The sequence below is a fragment of the Cocleimonas flava genome (assembly GCF_004339015.1).
GTDB classification, from domain to species: Bacteria; Pseudomonadota; Gammaproteobacteria; order Thiotrichales; family Thiotrichaceae; genus Cocleimonas; species Cocleimonas flava.
The window spans coordinates 336,180-359,042 of sequence record NZ_SMFQ01000002.1 but is presented as its reverse complement, the minus strand read 5'-3'; the positions used below and the strand labels follow the sequence as shown (position 1 = coordinate 359,042).

Genomic DNA, 22,863 nt, shown 5'->3' with positions numbered 1-22,863 from the left:
TTGGAATGAATGGTAAATTTGTCTGTAATGGATAAAGACTGAAAAGATAGAGGGGAACGTATAAAAGCCGTTAACCAGCACGACTTATTTTAGAGGTTTAGCTATAAGCTTGAATCAACGTTATTTTGGATGAAAAGCTAGATATGACGCGTTTAAGATTTATGCAAAGTTATGGCGATGTAACGCTAGTGTTTTGCTATCCCTGTGATGTTATAACTAATGAAGTTTCGCCGTCATCAGCGACATTTCTTTCGAATAAACCTGATTGCGACCTTCTGATTTCGCCCGGTATAAGGCCTTATCCGCTAAATCAACCAGCTCCGATCCGGTTGAAAACTCGCCTACGTCAAGAGTCGCCACACCCAGACTAACAGAGACATACGACGCTGTTGGTGATTTCTCGTGGGGGATTGCCGCTTCCACGATTTTTTCCCGAATGACTTCAGCAAACTTAATCGCGATGCTTTCATTGGTTAATGGCAGAATGACGGCAAACTCTTCGCCACCATAACGCGCAACCAGATCACCGTCGCGATTAAAAATCTCAGACACAAGGTTCGCCAGTTTGGTCAAGCATTCGTCACCTTCCACGTGGCCATAATGGTCGTTATAGAGTTTGAAGTGATCAATATCAAAAAGAATTAATGAAATAGAAGACTGATGACGAATAGCGCGTTTAATCTCAGCTTCCAAGGTCTCATCGAAACAACGGCGATTAGCGATTCCAGTTAAACCATCCTTAATCGATAAGCCAAGCAACTGTTCGTTGTTTTCAGACAGTATTTCCTGCACCGCAATCAGTTGAGATTCTTGCTCTTTGCGTTCTGTAATGTCTCTGACAATTCCTGTGAAGTGACGAATAGTGCCGGTTCTTACCTCGGCCACTGACACTTCCATAAAGAACTCTTCGCCATTTTTGCGCTGTCCAACCATCTCTCTGCTGCTGCCAATCAGTTGGGATTTAACCGTGCTTAAATAACTCGAAAGATTCGCACCATAATGTTCGGCGTACATGGGCGGCATCAAAATCTTGATGCTTTCATTGATGACTTCGTTTTCGTTATAACCGAAAATATCTTCGGCAGCGGGGTTGAAAGTCAGCACCGTGCCATTGCTGTCTATCACGATAATGCCATCAACCGCGTTATCCACAATGGCTCTTAAATGCGCTTCGCTTTCGCTTAACAATTCCTTGCGGTGAAACGCATCAATCAAATTGCCGATCGCATTCCAGATAATATTGAGCTCGCTGATAGAGGCATCTGAATACGCTTTTTTCGTATTGGCCAGTGCCACCATGCCTGTTAGCTGTTGCTTACCATTGTACTGGGGGATTCCAACATAATTTCTAATTTCAGGATGGCCCGCAGGCAGGTCCATTTTCAATAATTCAGACTCAGGGTTATTATTAATTTCAACTTTGCCCGTTATCAGCGCCCGACAAAATAGATTATCAATATCAGTAAACGTCAAGTCGCCTTTAATCACCGCTTCAAACATATTGCGGCTCGGTAAATCCCAGGCGATATTCGTTACAACCAGCACTTTCATGCAGAGTTGATTATCAACATCGTATTTCACTTCACCGATAAGACCAAACTCACTCTGGCTCAACTCTAACAGGGTATCCAGCATGTCACAGTAAACCGCGCCAGTATCTTGTACCGTCAGAAATTTTGACTGCATATTATGCACAGCATCTTGAATGGTCTGTTGCCGCATCAGCTGAACATCACGGCTTTCCAGGTCATTGCGCATGTGGTTAAAGTTTTCAACAAACTTTGAAAGCACCGTATTCGATGATTGCGGCAGGGGCGTAAGAAAATCCCCCTCGGCAATGCGCGAGGTAGCGATACTCAATTTTTTCAAGGGCAGATGGATAAATCTGTTCTGTAGAAACACACCGACCATAACGATCAGGAAACTCGAAACCAGCACCAACAGTTCCAGATGTTGCAGCTTCTCCACTTTGGGCGCAATCAGTGACTCAAGGTCTGTCTGTACTTGAATATTGCCCAACTCCTGTTCTTGATAGATCAGAGAATGTTTGACGATATTAGAGGCGTCAGATTGTGATAATTCTATTTTAGATAATGGATATAACTGCGTGCCATCCAGCTTTTGCAAAACCACAGCACTCCAGGCCGGGTTCTTTTCTACCACATTATCAAGCGTGGTATGAATTTCCGCCAAATCGCCCGACAACATCGCAGGGATGACAGTATCTGATAACAGACGAGTCTTCTCTTTCTCATGAGTCAGAATGCTTTCTATTTCTGTATCAACGTAATAAGGCAGCCACACAAAATGCAAGATGGCGGCCAAACCGATCATCACAAATAAAAAGGGGAAGTAGTATTTAAGGAATTTCATAAAATAAAAGTAATCCGCAGATTACTTAACGTAAAAGGACTCCAACCCCATCTCAAGTAACTCGTCATAATCCTTGAGCTCAGCAACACCAAGTTGCTTCATCGGAATCTTCTGCAATAGCTTCGTGTCCTTTTCAGATGCTGCCATTTTCAAAAACGCATCCTGAACCTGTTGACTCACCTCAGCAGATACTCGCGGATGGACTGCAACCGGATGCGGAGCAACCTTAGTCGTCTCATACAAAATGCGTAAATTATCCTTAACCTCAGGTTTTTGTTGAGAAAACGTTTTCTGCACGCCGCCGCCAGCTTCAGCCTGACCCAGCAACACATTCAGGTACACAGAAGAATGACTCTTCACATATTTGTATTCGGGCTTAATCATAAACTTGGTCGCAAATTCAGTACGCGGAATAAGCGCGGCACCCAATGCATTCGGCGCAGGAAGCGCTACAACTTTACCATCCAGTTGCTTCACATCAGTAATCGGGCTGTCCTTCTTCACCACGATAACGCCATACAATTTACGCCCAATATCACGCACAATCGGCTGATAGCCCTGACTCTTGTTAGCCACAATCAAATGATACGGATTCATATAAGCGAAATCGTACTCACCCGCATTAAAAGCCTTCTCAAATTCAGGAATATCCGGCGAACCCACTAGCTTAAATGTTTTACCTGTTTCAGCTTCAAGGCGCTTAAGAATAGGTGTCCAAACCTGTTGAGTGCGACGCGCATCAAACTGCGGAACCACGCCAACGGTGTAACTGGATTCGGCAAATGACTGAGTGGGTAGTAAGCCGACGCTCATAATGACCATCATAAAAATGGTGAGAAGGTTATTTTTATTCATTTATTTACCTTTCAATTTGCCTCTTTAAGGCAAAATTTATTATGCAAATTATTTTTATAATTGATATTTGCTGTTATCAGCCAGATTAACCCATAAATATAATTTTGCGTAATCGATCCGATATACGGCATTTGGGGGGAATTGGGATTTAAAAAAGTGCCCCAAAGTGGGGAGGTGGCTTTTATTATTTCGTAGCGAAGCTACGAGTTACCTTTTTGTCTACAGCAAAAAAAACGTAACCCAGCCGAGGCGATAGCCGAGACAACGTTGGAACGCAGTGACGACGACCCTTTAGGGTGAGACGCAGTCGAATAATAAATGCCGTTTATTTTACGACATCATAGTTTTAAATTCAGAGGGGAAACAATGGGGCTGAAGGAAACTCGCTCATTCTTTGCTCAAACACCCTTCATCCTAGCCCATTATTTCTTGAGATAGGGGTTGATTTTGAATCAGGGGAAGCTTTATTAGAAATAATAAAAAAGTGCCTCAAAGTAGGGGGGTGTGTTTGATTATATTTCTGTATTTTCAACTTCTTTGGATTTATAGCCGAGTTCTTTAGTAAATTCATTTTCGACATGACTTGTAACCAATAGCTTTTCTGTAGAGCGTGTTAGCGCCACGTACAGTAATTTTGCCTCAGAAATTTTATTGTGATTCTTTCTTGGCATAAACCCAACACCAGATACGGCGACAACAGGGAATTCTAATCCTTTGCTACTATAAATTGTCATGATTGTGACGCTATCATCATTCGGATTATATGCTTTCTTCATCTTTTTAGTTCCCAGCCATTTACTAGGAATACCAGCATTAACAAAAGCTAACTGCAATTTTTGCCCTATCCATTTACTATGGCAAGTTACACACATATCCATCCAAGGAATTGAATATTTGCTATTAAGTATTTTGAAAGCATGGATGATATATCTAATTTCTTGATCGTGATCCTCAAGAACCATGACTGCAGGTTCTTTGCCTTTACGTCCCGCAGACGTTGGCTCAATTAATGGAACATGATCCTCATCACTTTCTTCAGCCTTAAAATGGTAGCTTGCAAATCGATATGCAAATTTGATGATCTCGTCTGTATTTCGATAATTAACTCGAAGAATTGTGGTTCTTCCACGAGCTTGAATATCAACACTAGAAAGGCTGAAATCTAAATTTTTCTTTTTATAAATTGATTGAGCATCATCATATAAAAGTAGTAATGAATCAGTATCTGGATTTACCATGCTTGATATCAGCTTTAGCCACTCTGGCTGAAAGTCGTGACCCTCATCAATCATTATCGCGCCATACTGATCTTTTGGAATACTACCTGCTTCTGTTGCTTGAATAACCTTTTCTACTAAGCCATTTACGTAATTAGGTCCTACAGATGGTTTATCAATATGATATCTGGTTAATTGCTCACCACACCAATCATGAAAATGATAAACATTCACTTTATCAGCAATATCATGTGAAACCATTATTTGCCTGAGTTGTGCAGATAAAGTGATGTTAAAGCACAGCACCAAAATTGGTTTTTCGATCGTTTGTGCTAAATATAAACTTCGATACCCAAGGATAAGTGTTTTGCCAGAACCAGCCACACCATGGATAACGCGATGACCGTTGCCAATACTACGAGCAAGCTGTTCTTGCTGCATATCCATAACTTTAATTATTTCAGGAATGATTTTTTCTTTTTTAGAAGGTTTATTGGAAATTGTATTCGCAAATAAGTCATCTTGAATTCCAGTATTGATTCTAATTTCTGGGAATATATGCCAACGAATTCTATCAATTTGGGGTACTGTTAATGGTTTTTTGAATTGATAGATAAACATGTTCCAAAGCAGTTTTTGGAATTCTTCAGCATCACTGTTTTCTGTCATTTCATCCTTACAAATGACTTGGTGAGATGGAAGAACATCACCTAGATTAGTATCATTAAATTGTTTGAGAGTAATATTACTCAGAACTACGCCATAACCATAAGGTGTAATTAACTTGCCTTTATTATCACCATCTTTATTGATTAATTGAGGATCTTTGGCTAATTCATTTACGAGTTGATAAGAGCACTGTCTAGCTTGCTCCAATGGATTTGTGACAGTTTTTTGTCCCGAGTTAGTATTAATTGTGAATGTTTTTTTATTGATTGACTGGATGGTGTCAATTTTCCAATCTTTAACTTCCAATAAAAGCAGGCCTCTTAATGGATGAAGAATTATAAAATCAGTGTAGCGCTGTCTTTTGCCAACCGGCATTTCAAACCAGCACAAATAGTCATCTTCAAGTAATTGTTCGATACGCCTTGCGAATCGTTTTTCGCCCGCCTGCATTCTACGAAGGCAGCTATTCAGGGATGGAATCAGCTTAGCCATTGTCATTCTTGTTATTAGTTGTATTAAGGCAATACTACTTTATTCTTAATAAGGTAAAAAATATTTCAGATAAACGAGTATTTGTTTATTCATAAATAATCATTTTTCTTACCACACTAAAAATAGATGTTAGAGTATGATTTAAATTAATTGAGGTTTTGATTGATAATAATGTGAAAGTTATTTTGAAATATGGTCTTCAGTAAACTTTTGTTATTTTGGTTAACACTGAGTATCAAGTATCGAATAAGGTCAATTTTAATATATATACTTTTAATGACGACAAAAGATTAAGGGGGTATTAAAGCGATAAATTAAGTTGTTCGTGGCTTATATAATTGTTTGCTATGGACCCTTGCGACTTCGACTTTTCGAAGATGCTTTTTTCAATTGTCTTTTGTATTTCTTGTGTTAAGTACCACATCATTACAGGAGCTACAGCGTTGCCAAGTGCCTTGTAATTTAGTGTTTTAGAGCCTGTTAGTTGAAAGCTTTCTGGGAATGACTGTATTCGTGCCACTTCGCGAGGCGTGTACATTCTGTATTTGTTATTAATTCTTAATACTGGATCAGTGCTATTCAAACTTACCTTTGCTAGATGTGCACTTACAGTATTGCTAGGTCCATTAATGTCCTGCGCTCTGCCTTTATTCATGGTTTTTAAATTTTTTGTTGCTTTTAAACCAGCAACTGCTTTTTCACTAAAGTAATATTTATCATCAATTGTATTTTCAGGTTCTAAAACCTTATTCAAAGGAGTAAAGTTCTCAGTCATTATAGGCTTTGGAAATTCAAAGTTATTATAGTCTTGAATGTATTTAAAGCCGACTATAAATACACGTTCTCTTTTCTGTGGCACTCCATAATGTGCGGAATTTAGTACTTGATATTTTACAAAATAACCAGACTTTTCAAATTCTTTTACAATTAGAGGAAATGCTTTTTTTTTGTTTGCGGACAAGATTCCTTTTACGTTTTCTGCGACAAAAAAACGTGGTCTGTGGTGCTGTAAGATACGGCACATCTCAAAAAAAAGTTGGCCTTTAATATCTTTATATCCAAGTCGAGGAGGATTTTGTGCCAATACGGAAAAAGACTGACAAGGAAATCCTCCTAATAAAATATCATGTTCTGGAACATCGTTTGCTGATAACTTTGTAATGTCTTGGTGGTAGCAAGTGTGATTGAAATTATCGTTGTAGATTTTACATGTTGGTTTATCAAAATCCATAGCATAAGCGATTTCAAAGTTGTATTTTTGGTATTCTTTATCTAAATATTTAAAACCTCCAGTGATACCAAGGTCCATGCCTCCTAGACCAGTAAATAAGGATGCTACTTTTAATTTCATTAGATTAATAATTCCTTTAATTTTCCTGAGTCATTAGAGTAAGTAATATCGACCCCATTTCTAGGAGTCATTGATAGATTATCAGTCTTATACTGTCCCACCGGGTTTTTAATTACGAATAAATTCACACCACTAGAGGAAATCATTAAACGATAAATATAATATGCGTCTTTAAAAGTTTCGGCCGCACCCCATTCATTAGGGGTCATGTGAAATCTATTAATATTTATTTTATTTTTACTTATTGTTGTTTTAACTTCAATTAATCTTTTTATTTCACTTATACCCTCAAAAGAATTTATATCGTATCCAGCTGAAAACATTTCAGGTAACTTTACTACTTTTTTAGCTAAATCTTCCCTGTTTAAATTTGTGAGTCTGATTTGCTCATGCAATATTGCAATAGATTCTCCAACGTCACCTATTTCTTTAGTTTTAACTTTTCCTTTTATTTCTTGCTTTTTTCTAATACTAATCAATAAGCTTTCAATGAACTCTGAATCAGCTTGATCTACAGAGTCATTTGCTTCTTGTAGTACTTGCATTATGTCACTCTTAAATAAAGTTTCATTTAGATTCTCATTTACATAAGTAAACCACTCATTTTGAGTATGTTTTATATCTTCAAGTGAAACTGTATCTAAGTTATAAAGAGGTTCGTAAAGGGGGAAGTACTCATTACTATCTATAAATGAATTAATAACTTCAACTTCATTTGTCTTGATGTAATATCTTCCATTTAGTTTGTATGAGACTAGATTTGCAAGCTCCATATAATCTAATATATCCCCAGCATATCTTATGACGTCACCATTGCAGTCATATTCAACACCCTGGGCTCTATTTTTCATAATTAAATCAAGCGTTTTAGTTGGGGCTTGTTGATCTCTAACTACTCTTAGGTCATTAAAAATGCAATGAGTAGCTTCAGCTTTAGATAAACCAAAATTCTTTTTTGTAATTTTATTGCCTTCTAGTAATAGTTTCAAAATATACTTAACAGGTTTGAATTTAACTCCTTTTGCAATTAAATATAAAGTTCGATCAGGTTTTAGGTGCCCCCCCGGATATTGGAATTTAAAACAGAAAAAACGAAAGAATTCTATTAAATCTTGTTTTTCTGATAACAACTCAGCCATTCTGCTGGGTTTGCAATATCCGTCATTAGTGAATTCTACCAATCCTAATAACGTAGTGATTTCAGTACGCCAATTGTTTAAAGTTTTAACTGCTTTTGTACCATTGCCTCGAAAATTCTTAATTGCAATTAGAAGCTCAGATGCAAATTCCTTTTTAGTTTTCTTTCCGATTAAGCAGATTTCACTCGCCATATAAAGCAACACATCTTCCCTATCATTTTTAAATCTTGGTCTGCAATGATGAAGTCTTACTGAGTATTGTTCTGGGACTGTATACATAGGTTTAACCTAGGTTGTTCAATAACGCTAAACCTAAAGATTTTGACAGGATGGGGGGGACAGCATTACCAACTTGTTTATATTGACTTGTTTTTGAACCTAAAAATATGAAATCATCTGGAAAAGACTGCAAGCGTGCTGATTCTCTAACTGTTGGCACCCTATTATATTTATAATGAAAGTGATGTCTGTGTCCGGTATCTATAGTAAGACTAGGTTTTTTGCTATTAAATCTGGTCCAAGCTATGTTCACGTTACGAGTGTTTTTGTATTTATTAGGAAGGTCTTTATAATTTCCCCCATCAGGTACTAGGGATATTATGGAAGTAGTTTTTTCAGTATGATTTGTTATTACATGATTGAAAATACCTTTTGACTTTCCTCTAATGTGTTTTTGATAGTTCGAAAGAGGTTTGCTAAGGTATCCGGCGCCACAAACCACTGAGTTTTCAGGCAAGTCGCTTATAGCTTGCTCTGTAGTAATTTTATTTTCAAAGTGGGTTTTGGCCGGAAATGAAAATTCAGTGTCATTTAATAAGCCAACCATTATGAATCTTTTTCTATTTTGTGGGACGCCATAGTCTGAAGTAAGCAATCGCTCCGATTTTATTGAGTAACCTAGAGATTCAAACTCGGAAGTAATAATATCTTTGATTCTACCTTGTTGCATCGATGCTAAATTAGGTACGTTTTCCATCACAAAAGCTTTTGGTTTGAAATGTTTTACGGATTTTACAAAAGATGTATATAGTTTATTTCTTGGGTCACTTGGGTCTCTTTTTCCAGAAATGGAGAAACCTTGACATGGTGGGCCACCTACGATGACATCTATACCATCTTTTAAATAATTTTTTTCGATATGATTGTAATCAATTTTAGATAGATCATGACAATAGGTTTCTGAATTTATATGATTTTTTTTAAAAGTGTTAAGAGCATCTTGCCAATTATCTATGCCTAATACAATTTCAAAACCAGCTTGCTCCAGGCCAAGAGATAAACCACCACATCCAGAAAAAATATCTAATACTTTATATGACAAATTTTTCACCATTTTAATTAATACATTTTAGTCTATAGAGAATGGTGCCCAGGGCCGGAATCGAACCGGCACGATGTTACCATCGAGGGATTTTAAGTCCCTTGCGTCTACCAATTTCGCCACCTGGGCAGATGGTCTTACTATAACTAATCTATTATTTTAGTGTTTGGTTAACACTGTAAATATGACTTTTATGAGAATGAAGGTTGAGCCCGGAATCGAACCGGGATAGGCGGTTTTGCAAACCGCTGCATAACCATTTTGCTACTCAACCATTATTATCATAATGTATGGGATATGATAACGATCAAATATGATAGCATCAATATTTACTTTGAATGAAAAAAATCGTTCAGTAATTTTCACTGTCAATTTATTCACCATAAAATTATTTTATAAAAACATGGGGGGGGCTTAACAAATTAAAAACTGCCACTACACGCTAAGTACTAGTATCGCCTTAAAGGCGATACTAGTACTTAGCTTTGCATAAATTCCAAGGTCGTTTTTAAAATACAAAAACGAGTTGTCATTCAAAACCAGGGGGGTGACCTTAATTATACCTCTGCCGAATACGGATCTTCAGCAAGTAAATAAGCTTTTAATTCTGCCTGTTGTGGTTGTTCATTTAGCCAAGCCCTGAACTCTTTTACTTTTTCGTAGCTATCAATTCCAAATTTGTCTTTATAGAGATTGCTAAAGGTTTGTTCTGCACTGTTTTCTCTGATTTTGCTTTGCCATTGGTTTGTTACGATTGCATTTAACGAACCTGCCAAGCCTTCTGCTTTAAGTAATTCCCACTCCCCTCGATCTAACCAAATTCCACCGACAGCGGAACTGTGATCTACTCGATGTTGATTAGATGCTGAGATACGGAATTTTCTCATGATGGCACCCGATGCAGGGCAGATTAATGCCTTCTTGGTATCTTCGGCTTCTGGTTCGATTTTTATATTTTCAGAAAATTGATAGTCTGGATTGAGCGTTAACCATGCCGCGTAATCTTCTATGAGAATCCAGTTTCCACCACAGTCTGTGCAGGTATGAGCGGGAAACTGTCCTTCAATACTACTGGGCTTTAAAAAACCGTTGTTGCAACTCGTACAATTCATGATTTATATCCTTTGAAAAAGTGCCCCAAAGGTGGGGGGTGACTTAACTTAATAAAAAAGTGCCTAGCCGAAGCGCAGCGAAGACAACGTCGGAATACAGTGACGACGACCCGTAGGGTGTGTTTTTCATTTAATATGGACAAAAAACACATAAAAGTAGGGGGTGACTCTAAACTCTATTATTTAATCTCTTTAAACAACCTAAATGATCAGCCGTCAGCATCAATTATAATTCTATATTTCGAGCTTCAAGTGGTTTGAGTACTCTCAGTGAATAGTATTGAGATGCCCATGATTATTTTTGACTATTTTGTTTGAGGCTCTTTAATATACTGTTTTTAACTTCTTCTGCTGGTATGGTTTTTTTACCATTGTTTAAGCTTTCAAGCCTTTCTATGAGCAAAGCATCTAGCTTTTCGTTTCTTCTGTTCTCTTTTTCATTTATGTATTCTTCAAGTGGCAGTGATACATTCATGAGACTTTTCCTTTAACAACAATTATTGTTAACTTATCAGGTTCTTGTGTATTTTTAAATTAAGAAAAAGTGCCCGTTACACGCTAAGTTCTAGTATCGCCTCAAAGGCGAGCCAGTGCTTTTTTTAATAAAAAACGCCCCAAAGTAGGGGGGTGGCTTTCCTAGGCTCACCAAGAGCCAAGAAAGTCCGTCGTAGATTCAATAAGGAATCGTCGACGTACATTGTGCGATAAACCACTGAATTTATTTAAACTATATAAAATAAAAACCTACAACCCTTTTTCCTTCTCTTTCTCTTTTCGAGTCAATCTCGAAAACCATTTCGCTTTTTCTTGCGAGGCTTCTGAGACTTCTTCCAGTTCGCGATTCATTGCTGTCATGCCTTCTACGATTTTAGAGAGCTGTACTACGATTTCTTCGCTGGTGGTTTTTTGTGAGCTGTTTTTATTGCTTAGGTTTTCCGATAGCGCTTTTAGTGATTCGGCTAATAAGGTGTCTGTGGCTTTTGGTTCTGCCAGTGACTTCTGCACATTCTCGATGCTGTGAGACATATTGCTGAGTGAGGTGGCGAGCAGAATCGAGGCTTTGTCGGCTTTTAATTCGGTGTCTGCCGTGTCGTTTTCAGCGGATTTTTCTGATGCCTGCTGCATCGCTTGTAACGAGCTTTTCAGGGTGCTTGAAATATCAGATAACTGCGTAACGAGTTTTTCACTGCTGTCGTTTTGTTTGAGTGATTGATTCACTGCTTCGATATTGTCGACCAGGAAGCCGAGTTTTTCACTAATGTCTAAGCCGATGGTGGCTTCTTCATTGCCGGTCATTTTGTTTTTCATGAAATCTTTTTTGATTGCTGTCCAGCGCGCTTTTTGTTCTTTGGTCATATTGCCGCGCAGTTCGGCGAGTTTTAACAGGTTTTCTTCTGCGCCGTTGGTGAGTAGTTGCGCTTCACCCAGGTAATGATCTTCGATCATTTGCATCATTTCTTCTTCATTCATTACCGCTGATAGCTTTTCTGCCATTTTATTCATATTACGGTAACTGCCTTGCAGCTTGAACGGTGGCTCTTTTCGGTAGGCATCGTTTTGCGCGGCAGAGGCGATGTATTGCTGGTTTACTTTCAGGATGACTTCCTGAATTACGAACATTTTCTTTAACACTTCGACGATTTCGTTTAGCTCTGCGCCGCTGTAATTGTGTTTGAGATCGGTGGAGGCGACTTGTTTGCCTTTTGCCATATCAATCAATAAATAAGTGTCTGACATTTCACGCGTTGCCAATGGTGCAAGCACGGGATTGGCGGTTAAGCTGTTTTCGATATAACTGAGTGAGAAGGCTTCTTCGTGATCGCCTAGCATGTCGCCGAGGTTGTAAATATCGGCACGGTTGGCGAGCATGTCGGGTATCTGGAATACATCGCCGGATTCGGTGTATGGGTTACCTGCCATGATGATGCAGAAGCGTTTGCCGCGCATATCATAGGTTTTGGTTTTGCCTTTCCAGATGCCATCTACGCGACGGGTGCCGTCACTTAATGAGATAAATTTCTGTAAGAATTCTGGATGGGTGTGTTGAATATCATCCAGATATAGCATCACGTTGTTGCTCATCTCTAAGGCGAGATTGAGTTTGTTTAACTCTTGAGCGGCGGTCGCATTCGGTGCTTGTTCTGGATCGAGCGATAATACATCGTGTCCTAATGACGGACAGTTGATCTTCATGAAAATCAATCCCAGACGGCTGGCTACGTATTCCATTAAAGTGGTTTTACCGTAACCGGGCGGCGAAATCATCATCAACAAGCCCATCAAGTCGGTGCGTTTATCTTCACCGACGGTTCCCATTTGTTTTGCCAGGTTGTCGCCGATTAATGACAGGTAGAGCTCATTGATAAGACGGTTTCTAACAAACGAGGATAACGGCCTGGGTTTGAATTCATCCAGACGTAAAGATTCTGCCGATTCTTTCATGATACGGCTGCGAATGCTCAAGTAGTCGTGATAACCGGGAAGTACGTGATTTCTGTGCTGATGATAGCGACTTAAGAAGTCATCTAAACTCAGGTGTAATTGTTGTTTGTGAATGCGTGGATGGTCGCCCATTAAATCGCTGATGGTGATTTCCAGAGCAGTATTATTTTCTTTCCACGTAATCGATTCACATAACAGTAAAGCAACCGCTTCTGGTACGTAATGCGCCAGTGTTTGATTTGCCTGGCTGTTTTCATCTTTGTTTTGTTGCGCCGCTAACATCGCAGTTAGCCACGAGCTTGCGAGCGCCCAGCGCTCGTGATGTTGGTTGTTGAGCTGTTCTAAACTGCTTTCAAAGGTTTTCCATGCTTTGGCAACTTGCAGATTACGACGTAACTCATCGAGTAATTTTTGCGCGTATTGGCTGGAGACAAAGTTGATTTTTTCCTGTGCCAGTTCCTGACTTAAGTATTCGCAACTGCGTTGTGCGGTCGCTTCATCAATCGTGATTGGATAGCTTTCAAGGAAGAGATTAAATTGCTGCTGGATTTCTTCCTGTAATCTTGTGCTGGCATCGTGATGATTGAATACATCGACCAGTTGTTTAGCGCTTAAGGCACGTTTTTGCCAGCTATTTTGCGGTGCTTGTGTTTGTGTGACTGACCAGAATAGTGCGGCTAAGCCTCTTTCTAACGGTGGAAAACGCAGTAAGCCACTGGTTGTTTGAATCGGCAATAATTGTTGTAGAATTTTGCTCGCGTCGTGATCGTGAATACCTTTCTCATACGCTTCTTTATAACGCGGTGTGGCAAAGTCGTGTACGATTTTAACCAGTTCGGCTTCGTCCTTCGCTGCAATTTCAAGCATGACTAAATCGAGATTATCTTGCTTTAATGTGGCTTTTTCTAAAATCAATCCCGCCAAATATTCTGCGCGATAAAGCACCGCTGATTCGGATTCGATATCCACATGCCAAAAGGCTTTTTGTGCATTCAGTTCTGCGTTGTCAATCGGCTCTACATAGTCGGTGCCATTCAAGTGTAGGTTTAACTGGTCGTCTTTAAACAGAATGCTTAAATCAAGTTCCTGCGTTGTCACACTAAAGCGATGGCGTGGGCCTAATTTGATGACCTTGCCGCCTTCTTCATAGATTTCTGACTTGTCACGCTGTGAGCGTAAGGCCTGGTCTTTGCTATTTTTGAGTCGGCTTTCTATGTCGTCTGCTTTTACGCTGTCATCAATCTCACGTAGCTTTTCTGCAATATCGCGGATTTTAATAACGAGCGGATCAGAGGCGAATAAGGTGTTTAAGGCATCAATATCGCTGAGTTTTTGCGTGCGTCTGTTTAATGAGGTGAGGATGCGTTCTGCCGCATCAAGCAGGTTTTGCGCTCGCCTCTGGCGTTCTGCTATTAGTGATTGTTTGTGCGTTTCAAAGGTTTCATAAACTTCATCGCGTTTTGAAATTATGTCTGCGAGGAATTCATCGTGTTCGCTGAACTGACCTTCCAGTTCTTCCAGCTGTACCAGTAAACGGTTGAGTTGTTCGTCTGCTTTATCAGGCGATGTTGCTAGTCCGACGGCGTTGGCGATGCTTTGGCTAAACAGTTTGAATTGAACGCTAAACTGGGCAACCGCTTCGGCTGAACCTAAGTCCTTATATTTATGGCGTGCGCGTGCTTTACTCTGATTTAATTTGGCATAAATGCTGGAGATGCTTTCGATAATGCGTGTGCGAATCGTGGCATCTTCAACGTGCAGCGTGGAAACTAATTCGGAGATTAGATCGAGGTCGCCTGCCATCTTTTCATAGTTTTCGATGACGGTTTTAATTTCGGCGCGAGTTTTGGCTTGTTCTGCTTCTTTATCCAGCTTATCGAGCTTTTGCTGATAGGGGATTAAGGATTTCTCTTCCGATAAAAACTTAAGCGTCTCTTCACCCAGCGCTTCTTGCTTTTCAACTAGCGCTACATCCATATCTTTGATGCGGGCCTGGTCGATATAACGGTATTCTTTGATTGTGAGTAAGTGGCCGCGTTGTTTGCGGATACTGTCTAAAGCATCGACAAATTCTTCAACTTTATCCCAGCTATCAGACAATAATTTTGAAAATATATCCGCCTGAGTTTGCTCTGCTTCCTGCATTGCCTGATCAGCGCGTTGGCGAATATTTTCTACTTTTTCGAACTCATCGAGAACCAGTTCTGAGGTTTTACTTATTTTTTGTAAGGTGCTTTTGACATCAGAGAGTTCGGGTTTATCTAACCAGTAGTAAGCGCTCTGTAAACGCTCTGAGGCTTGTGATAGTTCGTTATACACACTGGCAGAAGCGGATTGTTTATCAATGGTACGAGAGATGCTGTACAGCTCTGAAATACCACGAACCAGTTCGGCATTACCGATATTGGTATAGAAGGAGGCGTTAGTGTTGCTGCTAGTGGCGAATTCTTCTGAGGTGAAGGCGGTTTGCCACACTTGCATCGGATGAATGCGCGTAGGTTCTTCGCTTTCTGAGCTGAAGATCACCATTTTGCCGTCATCATAAATACTGTAGCCATGTCCGAATAAGGGATTGGCGAGATCTTTTTCGATCATATTGTATGAGAACAGCGCGATTCTGCCTTCTTCTGCTTCATAAAATACATACAGAATATCTTCACCATTGGGTGAGCGGATACTACGTTTGAAGCGCATGCCTTTGGTTTTTTCGGCGAAGGTTTTTATCTCACCGTTTTGCAGGTAAATACCACCGGGGAAAATAATGCCGTGATCTTCTGGAAGCTGTTGGCAGGATTGTCCGATTTCATCAATACGATTTACCTGGTTGTTTTGTTTGTTAAACACCAAGTAGCGTGTGACTTGTTCTTTGTAGGGAGTAATCTGTAGCAGTACAAATTTGCCTAAATCGGCATAAGCAATCGCTGCATCGTCAATCGATTGATTTTTTTCATCGACCGGTTCGGCGTAAATACCTTTGCCCGTTTCTGTATTGTTTTCGACTTTTACGGTAAGGTCGCCACCAATGGTTTCGACAAATACCGTATCAAGGATGTTGATGTGTGGATGTCTGCCGTTTACTGAATCTTCACGCGTGGTGTTTACCCATTCGAAATCATAAGGTGAGGGCAGTGCAATATCGTATTCACCACGATTATCAATGTAGGTGAGTTTGTTCTGGTTATCTATGCTCCAGCGAAAAACACGGATATCGGTGATTTGCGCGCCGATCTGGAAAGAGGCTAAGAGCTTATTATCTTTAACAAGGAGCTGAATTAATCGCGCATTTTTGTAATAGGTATAAAGCTCGTTAAAGTCTGCGACAAACGATGCTTCACCGAGAAAGCTTTCATTTACGGGAAGTGTTTCAAACTCATATTGCCCGTCTTTTTCGACAAGCTTGTAGAGCATGAAAACGTCTTCAATATGCGTTTCTTTTTTGAGCCCGATAAAAACGTTGTAGCCAAAAATTAAGGTATCGCCGACTTGGGCAATATCTCTGGCGACACAATTGTTTTCTGTACGAACACGCAAACGCCCAAGCACGCTCATTTCTGAGCTACCAAATTCCTCTAAACGCGCTTCGTTTAAGGTTTTAGTGTGGGCTTCTAGATCGTTTGCTTGCTGTTCGAGGCGCTTACGAATAATCTCGTAAGCGCTACTTTCAGATACAGCTTGATCTACAGCGTCGCTATTTGTATCAACTGTAGTATCTACAGCCGATTTTTCGCCGTTATTGCCTTTGTTAATATTATCGGACATAGGATAAGGTTATCTATTATTTAAAAGCAGATTTTATTTAGAGGCAGCTTTTGAGGCGAGTAATGTTCCCAGTACTGATTCAAGTGCAGGGCTTTTCTCAAGAACACCTTCTACGGTTTTACCTAAGCCTAATCCTTTTGTGAATGATTGCAGATAATCTCCGCCACCAACGATATCGATATTTGCACTTTCTAGTGCAGTAGCGAGTACCTTGGCTTGATCGTCTGAGATCTCTTTATTCGCTTCGATCTCAGCGAGTGCTTGCTCGAAGTCTTTTTCGAGTTGCATGCGGAATTCTTCATGCTGGCGCGAATCAGGGCTCATATCATTCATCGCTTTGAATTTCTCGATTAAGCCTTCAGCTTCTGCTTTGAATTTTTCTTTCTGAACGAGCGCAGCAGCGAGACCAATTTTCTCATTACCTGTTGCTTCGACATCCATTTTCTCTTCCATGACTTTCGCTTCAGCAAGTCCTTCTTTTTGCAATGCTTCTGCCATCACTTCTTTTACTTGAGCGTCAGCAAGACCTGGTGCGGCTTGTTCTGCTTGTGTACCTTCGGCCAATTGCTTCTTCGAGTCCGCTTCTTTGGCCGCTGCTTCTAGGTTAGCTTGCGCAAGAATGTTGATTTCTTTCGCTTTGTGCGTCGCTTGTACTTCATCTGCCTGCGCTTGTTTAACCTGCTTCACTAGCTCTTCTTCCGCTTGTGCTTCTGCGGCGATAATTGTTGCTTGCTTGAGTCTGTCTGCTTCGGCAACTACACGGACTTCTTTGATTTTTTCTTCTTGTTCGGCAACGCTTTTATCAACGATTACACGTTCACGAATGACATTGGCAATTTCTTTTCTTTCGACTTCGAGTGCTTTTTCTTTCTCGATGACTTGTAGTTCTACTTCGCGTTCTTTGGAGACGATTTCTAGTTCGCGTGCGCGTCCTACTTTCTCTTCTTCAATCGCTACAGCACGTAAACGGTTGTTTTCAGAAACTTCCACTTCGCGCATTTTGTTTTGTTCCATCACCTGAAGTTCTTCTTCAGTTTTTATACGAGAGCGTTCAGATAGTAAGCGCTGTTCCTCCTGAACTTTGATGGTTTCTGCTTCTTCGCGTGCCTGAATCGTTTCTACTTCACGCTTTTGTCTGGCAGTTGCGTCGGCTTCCTGACGTTCTAGCTCCAGCATTGCTTCTTTTGTTTCTACATTCTTTTTGGTAATTGCTAGTTCTTCATTACGTGATAGTTCATTGGTGCTGACGCTTTGAATAGCGGTTAATTGAGTGATTTTACGAATACCTTCAGCATCCAGAATATTTTGTGGATCAAGATGCGTCATTGGTGTTTGTTCGAGGTAATCAATCGCGACGTCTTCAAGAACATAACCATTTAGATCGTTACCAATAACCTCGATGATGCTGTCACGAAATGCAATACGATTTTCGAATAGGGTAACGAAATCCATATTCTTACCAACCGTTTTCAACGCTTCTGAGAATTTTGCATTGAAGAGCTCATGTACCGCATCTCTATCAGAGGCTCTTTCTACGCCAATCGATTTTGCCACTTTAAGCACGTCTTGTTGCGTTTCGTTAACGCGCATGTAGAAGGCAACGACGATATCGGCACGGATATTGTCTTTACAGATCAATCCGTCTTTATTCTTTCTATCGACTTCCAGGGTAATTAATGAAATTTTCATCAATTCTTTTTTGTTGATTACAGGCCACACGATGCCACCGGTAAATTTAACCTTAGGTGTACTCGACATATCATTAATAATTAATGCCCAACCCTGAGGCACTTTGATATAAAAGCGCGCGAAGGAGATTAATATAATCAGCACCAGTAGTGCGATTACTGCAATCGCGATCATTGTGAAAACAGTCAGTGAACCACCCATTTTTATGTACCCTTTTTTGTTTTAGCGTTTATTTTTAAGTTTTTTAAATCTATTTTTATTAATTTTATTGAAGCTGTTTTGTACCAATGGGTTATGCCGTTGCTCTAACCCGGTATGTATTTTCGTCTGCGATATATTCAGTGATGATGACGCTATCACCACGTTTAAAGTCATTCGGTTCTTCAGCGCGTATTTTTAAAATAAGGTTTGCGCCTTCGTCATTTATTTCTGCATCCCCGAAATTCATTGTTACTTTATTGGTTCTTACAATAGCGAGGTGACCAATCAGCGAATCTGCATGTCGACCTTCTGCACTATCTTTTAGCTTTTGAAAGAATGGCTTTAGTGGTGTAAGTAATGTTCCAACAATGGGTGCTGAGATAAAGGGCGCTAGAATAATGATCCAGATGCCTACGAATATTTCGACAAGATTATTTGATATTTGATCCTGATAGTAATGTACGGCAATAAAACAAATTACCCATGAAAAAAAGATAACTAAAGAAATACTGATGGTCAGTGGAATCCCATCAAGTTTGAATTTGCTTAACCAGCCAGAAGTATCGGCAACATCTGGAACTTCAATTTCTACGCCTTCTGAAAGATCAAGGTCTGCAAAACCAAGGCTGGATGCAAGCCAGTAAAGTACGGTTAAAATCAGCAAGCCTGTATAGAAAAGCGTAGGGAAGGCGAATGCATTGTTGAGAAAATCAGTCATAAATGTTTATTTTTTTTAGTATGTCTTAGTAAAAAAGAATAGACGGTTATAGCGGTTTTGTTTGCCCCATCATTCCATGATAATTCTTTGGACTCCATTCAGATCAAAATTTCACCAACAAAAATGATTTGAGTTTAAATTTCTTATTACATTATTTTATCAGCAAATAATTTAACGCAACCTTAATGCTAAGTATGAATGAGAAGGGGTTGATAGATTTTTATGTTTGATTTTGACATCATTTAATTTGTTAGGTCTTATTACTGCCGTTTATCAATAAATAATTGCATGCAAAATATAACTTGTGTTTATATCGTTGTGCTTTTGAAAAAAAGCATTTACATAACTTCAATAAAAACAGGTAATTAATATGAAATTAAAATCACTTTTCTTTGCTGTATTTCTTTCTTTTGTCTCGTTTTCTGCATCAGCGGAAATTGTTAACTTGAATAAAGCCGATGCAAGTGCGTTACAGCATTATCTAAAGGGTGTCGGAGAGAAAAAAGCGCTAAATATTGTAAAATACCGAAAACAACATAAGAAGTTTGAGAAGATAGAAGAAATCAAGGAAGTTAAAGGCATTGGTGAAAAGCTGTATAAAAAGATTAAGTCGAGCCTATCTTTAACTAAGGGTGTTGTCTCTGCTCCAAGTAAGGCAAAAGCCAAATCCAAAAAGAAAGTCGTGAAGAAGGCTGAGCAGAAAGTTAAATCGAAAAAGAAAACAAAGCTTAAAAAGAAGGAAGACGATTAAGCCAGTAGTTCAGGTTTATTAATATGTGAATAAAAGAACCAGGTTTATCCTGGTTTTTTTACGACAGTTTCAGAACTAAAATGATGTTATTCGGTATTCCATTAAAATGTGGATATAATATTGAATAGTTCAAAATTAATAAGAGAGCGATGTATGTCAAATTCAGCAAGTTCTATATTAGATAAAGCACTCGAACTGAGTGCGAATGAGCGTGCAGATGTGGCTGAAAAATTACTTTCTAGCCTCGATAGTCCTGACCCTAGAATAGATGAATTATGGGCAAAGGAAGCTGATTCCCGAGTAGAAGCCCATAAGAAAGGTGAATTAAAGTCAGTATCAGATGAGCAGGTGTTTTCAAAATATATGAAGAAATGAAAGTAAGGTTTCTTGAAGTTGCTCAGGCTGAACTTGATGAGGCATTTGAGTATTACGAGTCTATTCAAGAAGGCTTAGGTTTTCGATTTCTGGATGAATTAAATAATTCAAAACTTAGAATTATTAAGTTTCCAAAATCCTATGTCCAAATAGGTCAATTCACACGAAGGTGTTTGATCCAAAGTTTTCCTTACTCTTTAATTTATCAATATATCGAAGATAAGAAAGAAATTTTAGTTGTGGCAGTTTCTCATTTGCATAGAAAACCTGATTATTGGGTTACTCGTTAATAAATAACGGTTATAGAGAGTTGGGGCTTCGGTTGATAGGTAATATCAAAAACAGCCCTACGATTCATTCTTATATGCTTTACAATATGATCTTCTGTTTTTCCTGCTAAATACTTTATCAAGTAAAAATATAAATCCATGAGCATCAAACAACTACCCCCACATTTAGTTAACCAGATTGCCGCAGGCGAGGTGGTAGAGCGCCCAGCATCTGTGGTTAAAGAATTGCTAGAAAACTCCATTGATGCAGGTTCGAAAAAAATCGAGATTGATATCGAGCAGGGTGGTTTAAAGCGCATTCGTATCCGCGATGATGGTAAGGGCATTCCCAAAGAAGAATTAGCGCTGGCGTTGAGTCGTCATGCGACCAGTAAGATTGCTTCACTGGATGACTTGGAACATGTCGCTTCCTTGGGTTTTCGTGGTGAGGCGTTGCCGAGTATCGCTTCTGTATCGCGGATGACGATTAGCTCGCGTACGGAAGATAACGAACAGGGCTGGACGGTTTCGCCGCAACATCGCGATGATGGTGCAGAAGCGTTTGATGATCCAGAGCCCACTGCACACGCTAAAGGTACAACCATTGAAGTGCGTGATTTATTTTATAATGTACCTGCACGACGCAAGTTTTTAAAAACTGAAAATACCGAATTCAAACACCTGCAGGAAGTGGTAAAGAAGATATCCCTAAGCAATTTTCAAATCGGGATCACCTTACGCCACGGTCAACGCAATTTACTGACATTACAGCCCGCATTAGAGCGAGTCGGAGCAGATCGACGCGTATCAGAAATTTGTGGTCCTGCTTTTATGGAGCAGTCACTGTATCTGGATTATGAAGCAGCTGGTTTAAAGCTTTGGGGTTGGGTTGGGTTGCCGACGTTTTCACGATCACAAGCTGATCTTCAATATTTTTATGTAAATGGTAGAATCATTAAAGACCGCGTCGTCACTCACGCGGTACGTCAAGCGTACAGCGATGTGTTATTCCACGGCCGACACCCTGCGTATGCATTATTTCTTGAGCTTGCACCAGAAAAAGTGGATGTCAATGCACACCCAACCAAACACGAAGTGCGTTTTCGTGATGCACGTTTGGTGCATGATTTTCTGTATCGAACACTGCATCAGGCGTTAGCAGATGTACGACCTAATGAGGCTGCTGAGTCTGCCCCTGCTATCCCAAATAATGGGACAGAAAAAATGAGTATGGCGGAGTACAACCGCGAAGCGATTAGGTCACAGCAACGGTTGAATATACCAGTTAATAATATTCAGCCTGGGCAAGTAGCAGAGCAAATGGCGGCTTATCAGCGCATGCATGACAGTGCCGGCGATAACTCTGAAAATAATGTTGAAAATGTTACTAGCAGCTTGAATACGAGCTTTATTCCATCGGTAAATCAACGCAGTGGCTCATCTAATTACACCCCCCCACTTTCAGACAAGTTTTCTGAAAAACTTTCGACGCATGTCACATCATCAATGCCTGTTAGCGAAAATCAAAATACTGGTGAAGTGCCGCCGTTAGGTTTTGCCGTGGCACAATTGCATGGTATTTATATTCTGGCAGAAAATGCCGAAGGTTTAGTTGTGGTTGATATGCATGCGGCACACGAACGTATCACCTACGAATACTTAAAGAAAAGTATGGCGGAAGACAATGTACGCTCTCAACCGATGCTGGTTCCTAGCTCATTATCTGTGAGTAAAAAAGAAGGTGATTGCGCCGAAGAATTTGCTGAAACGTTTGAGCAACTGGGTTTTGAGTTGAACAGACTCGCGCCAGAAAAATTAGCCATTCGTGCGGTGCCTAGCTTGCTAAAAGATTCGAATGTGGAACAGTTAGTGCGCGATGTACTGTCTGATTTACTGGAGCATGGCAGCAGTGAACGCATTCAGCAGGAAATGAATGAAATACTCTCAACTATGGCTTGTCATGGTTCTGTTCGTGCGAACCACCGTTTAACGATTCCAGAGATGAATGCCTTGTTGCGTGATATGGAGCGCACAGAGCGCAGTGGTCAGTGTAATCACGGACGTCCAACGTGGACGCAAATGTCGGTAGATCAGCTCGATAAGCTATTCATGCGTGGTCAATAACAACTC

General features: G+C 39.9%; 15 protein-coding genes and 2 tRNA genes. 4 read left to right on the top strand and 13 right to left on the bottom strand.

Features of this window, described 5'->3' with window-relative positions; translation table 11 throughout:
• Nucleotides 1–216: 216 nt before the first annotated feature.
• The 13 genes from EV695_RS01695 to EV695_RS01635 form a co-directional block, all read right to left on the bottom strand.
• A complete protein-coding gene (locus tag EV695_RS01695; protein WP_131904182.1) occupies nt 217–2,373 on the bottom strand; it encodes a diguanylate cyclase in 2,157 nt (718 codons plus the stop codon).
• A gap of 21 nt (nt 2,374–2,394) precedes the next feature.
• Nucleotides 2,395–3,186, bottom strand: a complete 792-nt coding sequence (locus EV695_RS01690; protein WP_131904181.1) for a phosphate/phosphite/phosphonate ABC transporter substrate-binding protein — start codon at nt 3,184–3,186, stop codon at nt 2,395–2,397.
• 554 nt (nt 3,187–3,740) lie between these two features.
• Nucleotides 3,741–5,606, bottom strand: a complete 1,866-nt coding sequence (locus tag EV695_RS01685) for a DEAD/DEAH box helicase (protein WP_131904180.1) — start codon at nt 5,604–5,606, stop codon at nt 3,741–3,743.
• Nucleotides 5,607–5,907: 301 nt separating this feature from the next.
• Nucleotides 5,908–6,957 (bottom strand): DNA cytosine methyltransferase, encoded by a 1,050-nt coding sequence (locus tag EV695_RS01680; RefSeq protein WP_131904179.1) that lies wholly within the window; start codon nt 6,955–6,957, stop codon nt 5,908–5,910.
• Entirely contained in the window at nt 6,957–8,375 is a 1,419-nt protein-coding gene (locus EV695_RS01675) for a protein NO VEIN domain-containing protein (RefSeq protein WP_131904178.1), read from the bottom strand. The genes EV695_RS01680 and EV695_RS01675 overlap by 1 nt, the downstream gene beginning before the upstream one ends.
• A 4-nt stretch (nt 8,376–8,379) precedes the next feature.
• On the bottom strand, nt 8,380–9,417 hold the full coding sequence (locus tag EV695_RS01670; RefSeq protein WP_243651423.1) for a DNA cytosine methyltransferase: 1,038 nt from the start codon (nt 9,415–9,417) through the stop codon (nt 8,380–8,382).
• Nucleotides 9,418–9,459: 42 nt separating this feature from the next.
• Nucleotides 9,460–9,546, bottom strand: a tRNA-Leu gene (locus tag EV695_RS01665).
• Nucleotides 9,547–9,620: 74 nt separating this feature from the next.
• Nucleotides 9,621–9,691: transfer RNA gene (locus tag EV695_RS01660), tRNA-Cys, on the bottom strand.
• A gap of 283 nt (nt 9,692–9,974) precedes the next feature.
• Nucleotides 9,975–10,529 carry a TFIIB-type zinc ribbon-containing protein gene (locus EV695_RS01655; RefSeq protein ID WP_131904176.1) on the bottom strand — a complete coding sequence of 185 codons (555 nt, stop codon included), beginning with the start codon at nt 10,527–10,529 and terminating at the stop codon, nt 9,975–9,977.
• A gap of 295 nt (nt 10,530–10,824) precedes the next feature.
• A complete protein-coding gene (locus EV695_RS01650; RefSeq protein ID WP_131904175.1) occupies nt 10,825–11,004 on the bottom strand; it encodes a hypothetical protein in 180 nt (59 codons plus the stop codon).
• A 269-nt stretch (nt 11,005–11,273) separates the two neighbouring features.
• A complete protein-coding gene (locus EV695_RS01645) occupies nt 11,274–16,730 on the bottom strand; it encodes a DNA repair ATPase (protein WP_131904174.1) in 5,457 nt (1,818 codons plus the stop codon).
• Between the two features lie 33 nt (nt 16,731–16,763).
• Nucleotides 16,764–18,620, bottom strand: coding sequence for a flotillin family protein (locus EV695_RS01640; protein ID WP_207906919.1), 1,857 nt, complete (start codon nt 18,618–18,620; stop codon nt 16,764–16,766).
• Nucleotides 18,621–18,711: 91 nt separating this feature from the next.
• Nucleotides 18,712–19,338, bottom strand: coding sequence for an OB-fold-containig protein (locus tag EV695_RS01635; RefSeq protein ID WP_131904173.1), 627 nt, complete (start codon nt 19,336–19,338; stop codon nt 18,712–18,714).
• 370 nt (nt 19,339–19,708) lie between these two features.
• Between EV695_RS01635 and EV695_RS01630 the strand changes: the two genes are divergently transcribed.
• The 4 genes from EV695_RS01630 to mutL all read left to right on the top strand — a co-directional run bounded on the left by EV695_RS01630 (nt 19,709) and on the right by mutL (nt 22,857).
• The gene (locus EV695_RS01630) at nt 19,709–20,089 is read left to right on the top strand and encodes a ComEA family DNA-binding protein (protein ID WP_131904172.1); all 381 of its coding nucleotides are present in this window, start codon (nt 19,709–19,711) and stop codon (nt 20,087–20,089) included.
• A 153-nt stretch (nt 20,090–20,242) separates the two neighbouring features.
• The gene (locus EV695_RS01625) at nt 20,243–20,464 is read left to right on the top strand and encodes an addiction module protein (RefSeq protein ID WP_131904171.1); all 222 of its coding nucleotides are present in this window, start codon (nt 20,243–20,245) and stop codon (nt 20,462–20,464) included.
• Nucleotides 20,461–20,754 carry a type II toxin-antitoxin system RelE/ParE family toxin gene (locus tag EV695_RS01620; RefSeq protein ID WP_131904170.1) on the top strand — a complete coding sequence of 98 codons (294 nt, stop codon included), beginning with the start codon at nt 20,461–20,463 and terminating at the stop codon, nt 20,752–20,754. Before EV695_RS01625 ends, EV695_RS01620 begins: the two co-directional genes overlap by 4 nt.
• A 138-nt stretch (nt 20,755–20,892) precedes the next feature.
• Nucleotides 20,893–22,857: a DNA mismatch repair endonuclease MutL gene (mutL, locus tag EV695_RS01615; RefSeq protein ID WP_131904169.1), complete on the top strand. Its 1,965-nt coding sequence runs from the start codon at nt 20,893–20,895 to the stop codon at nt 22,855–22,857.
• The last annotated feature ends 6 nt before the right edge of the window (nt 22,858–22,863 follow it).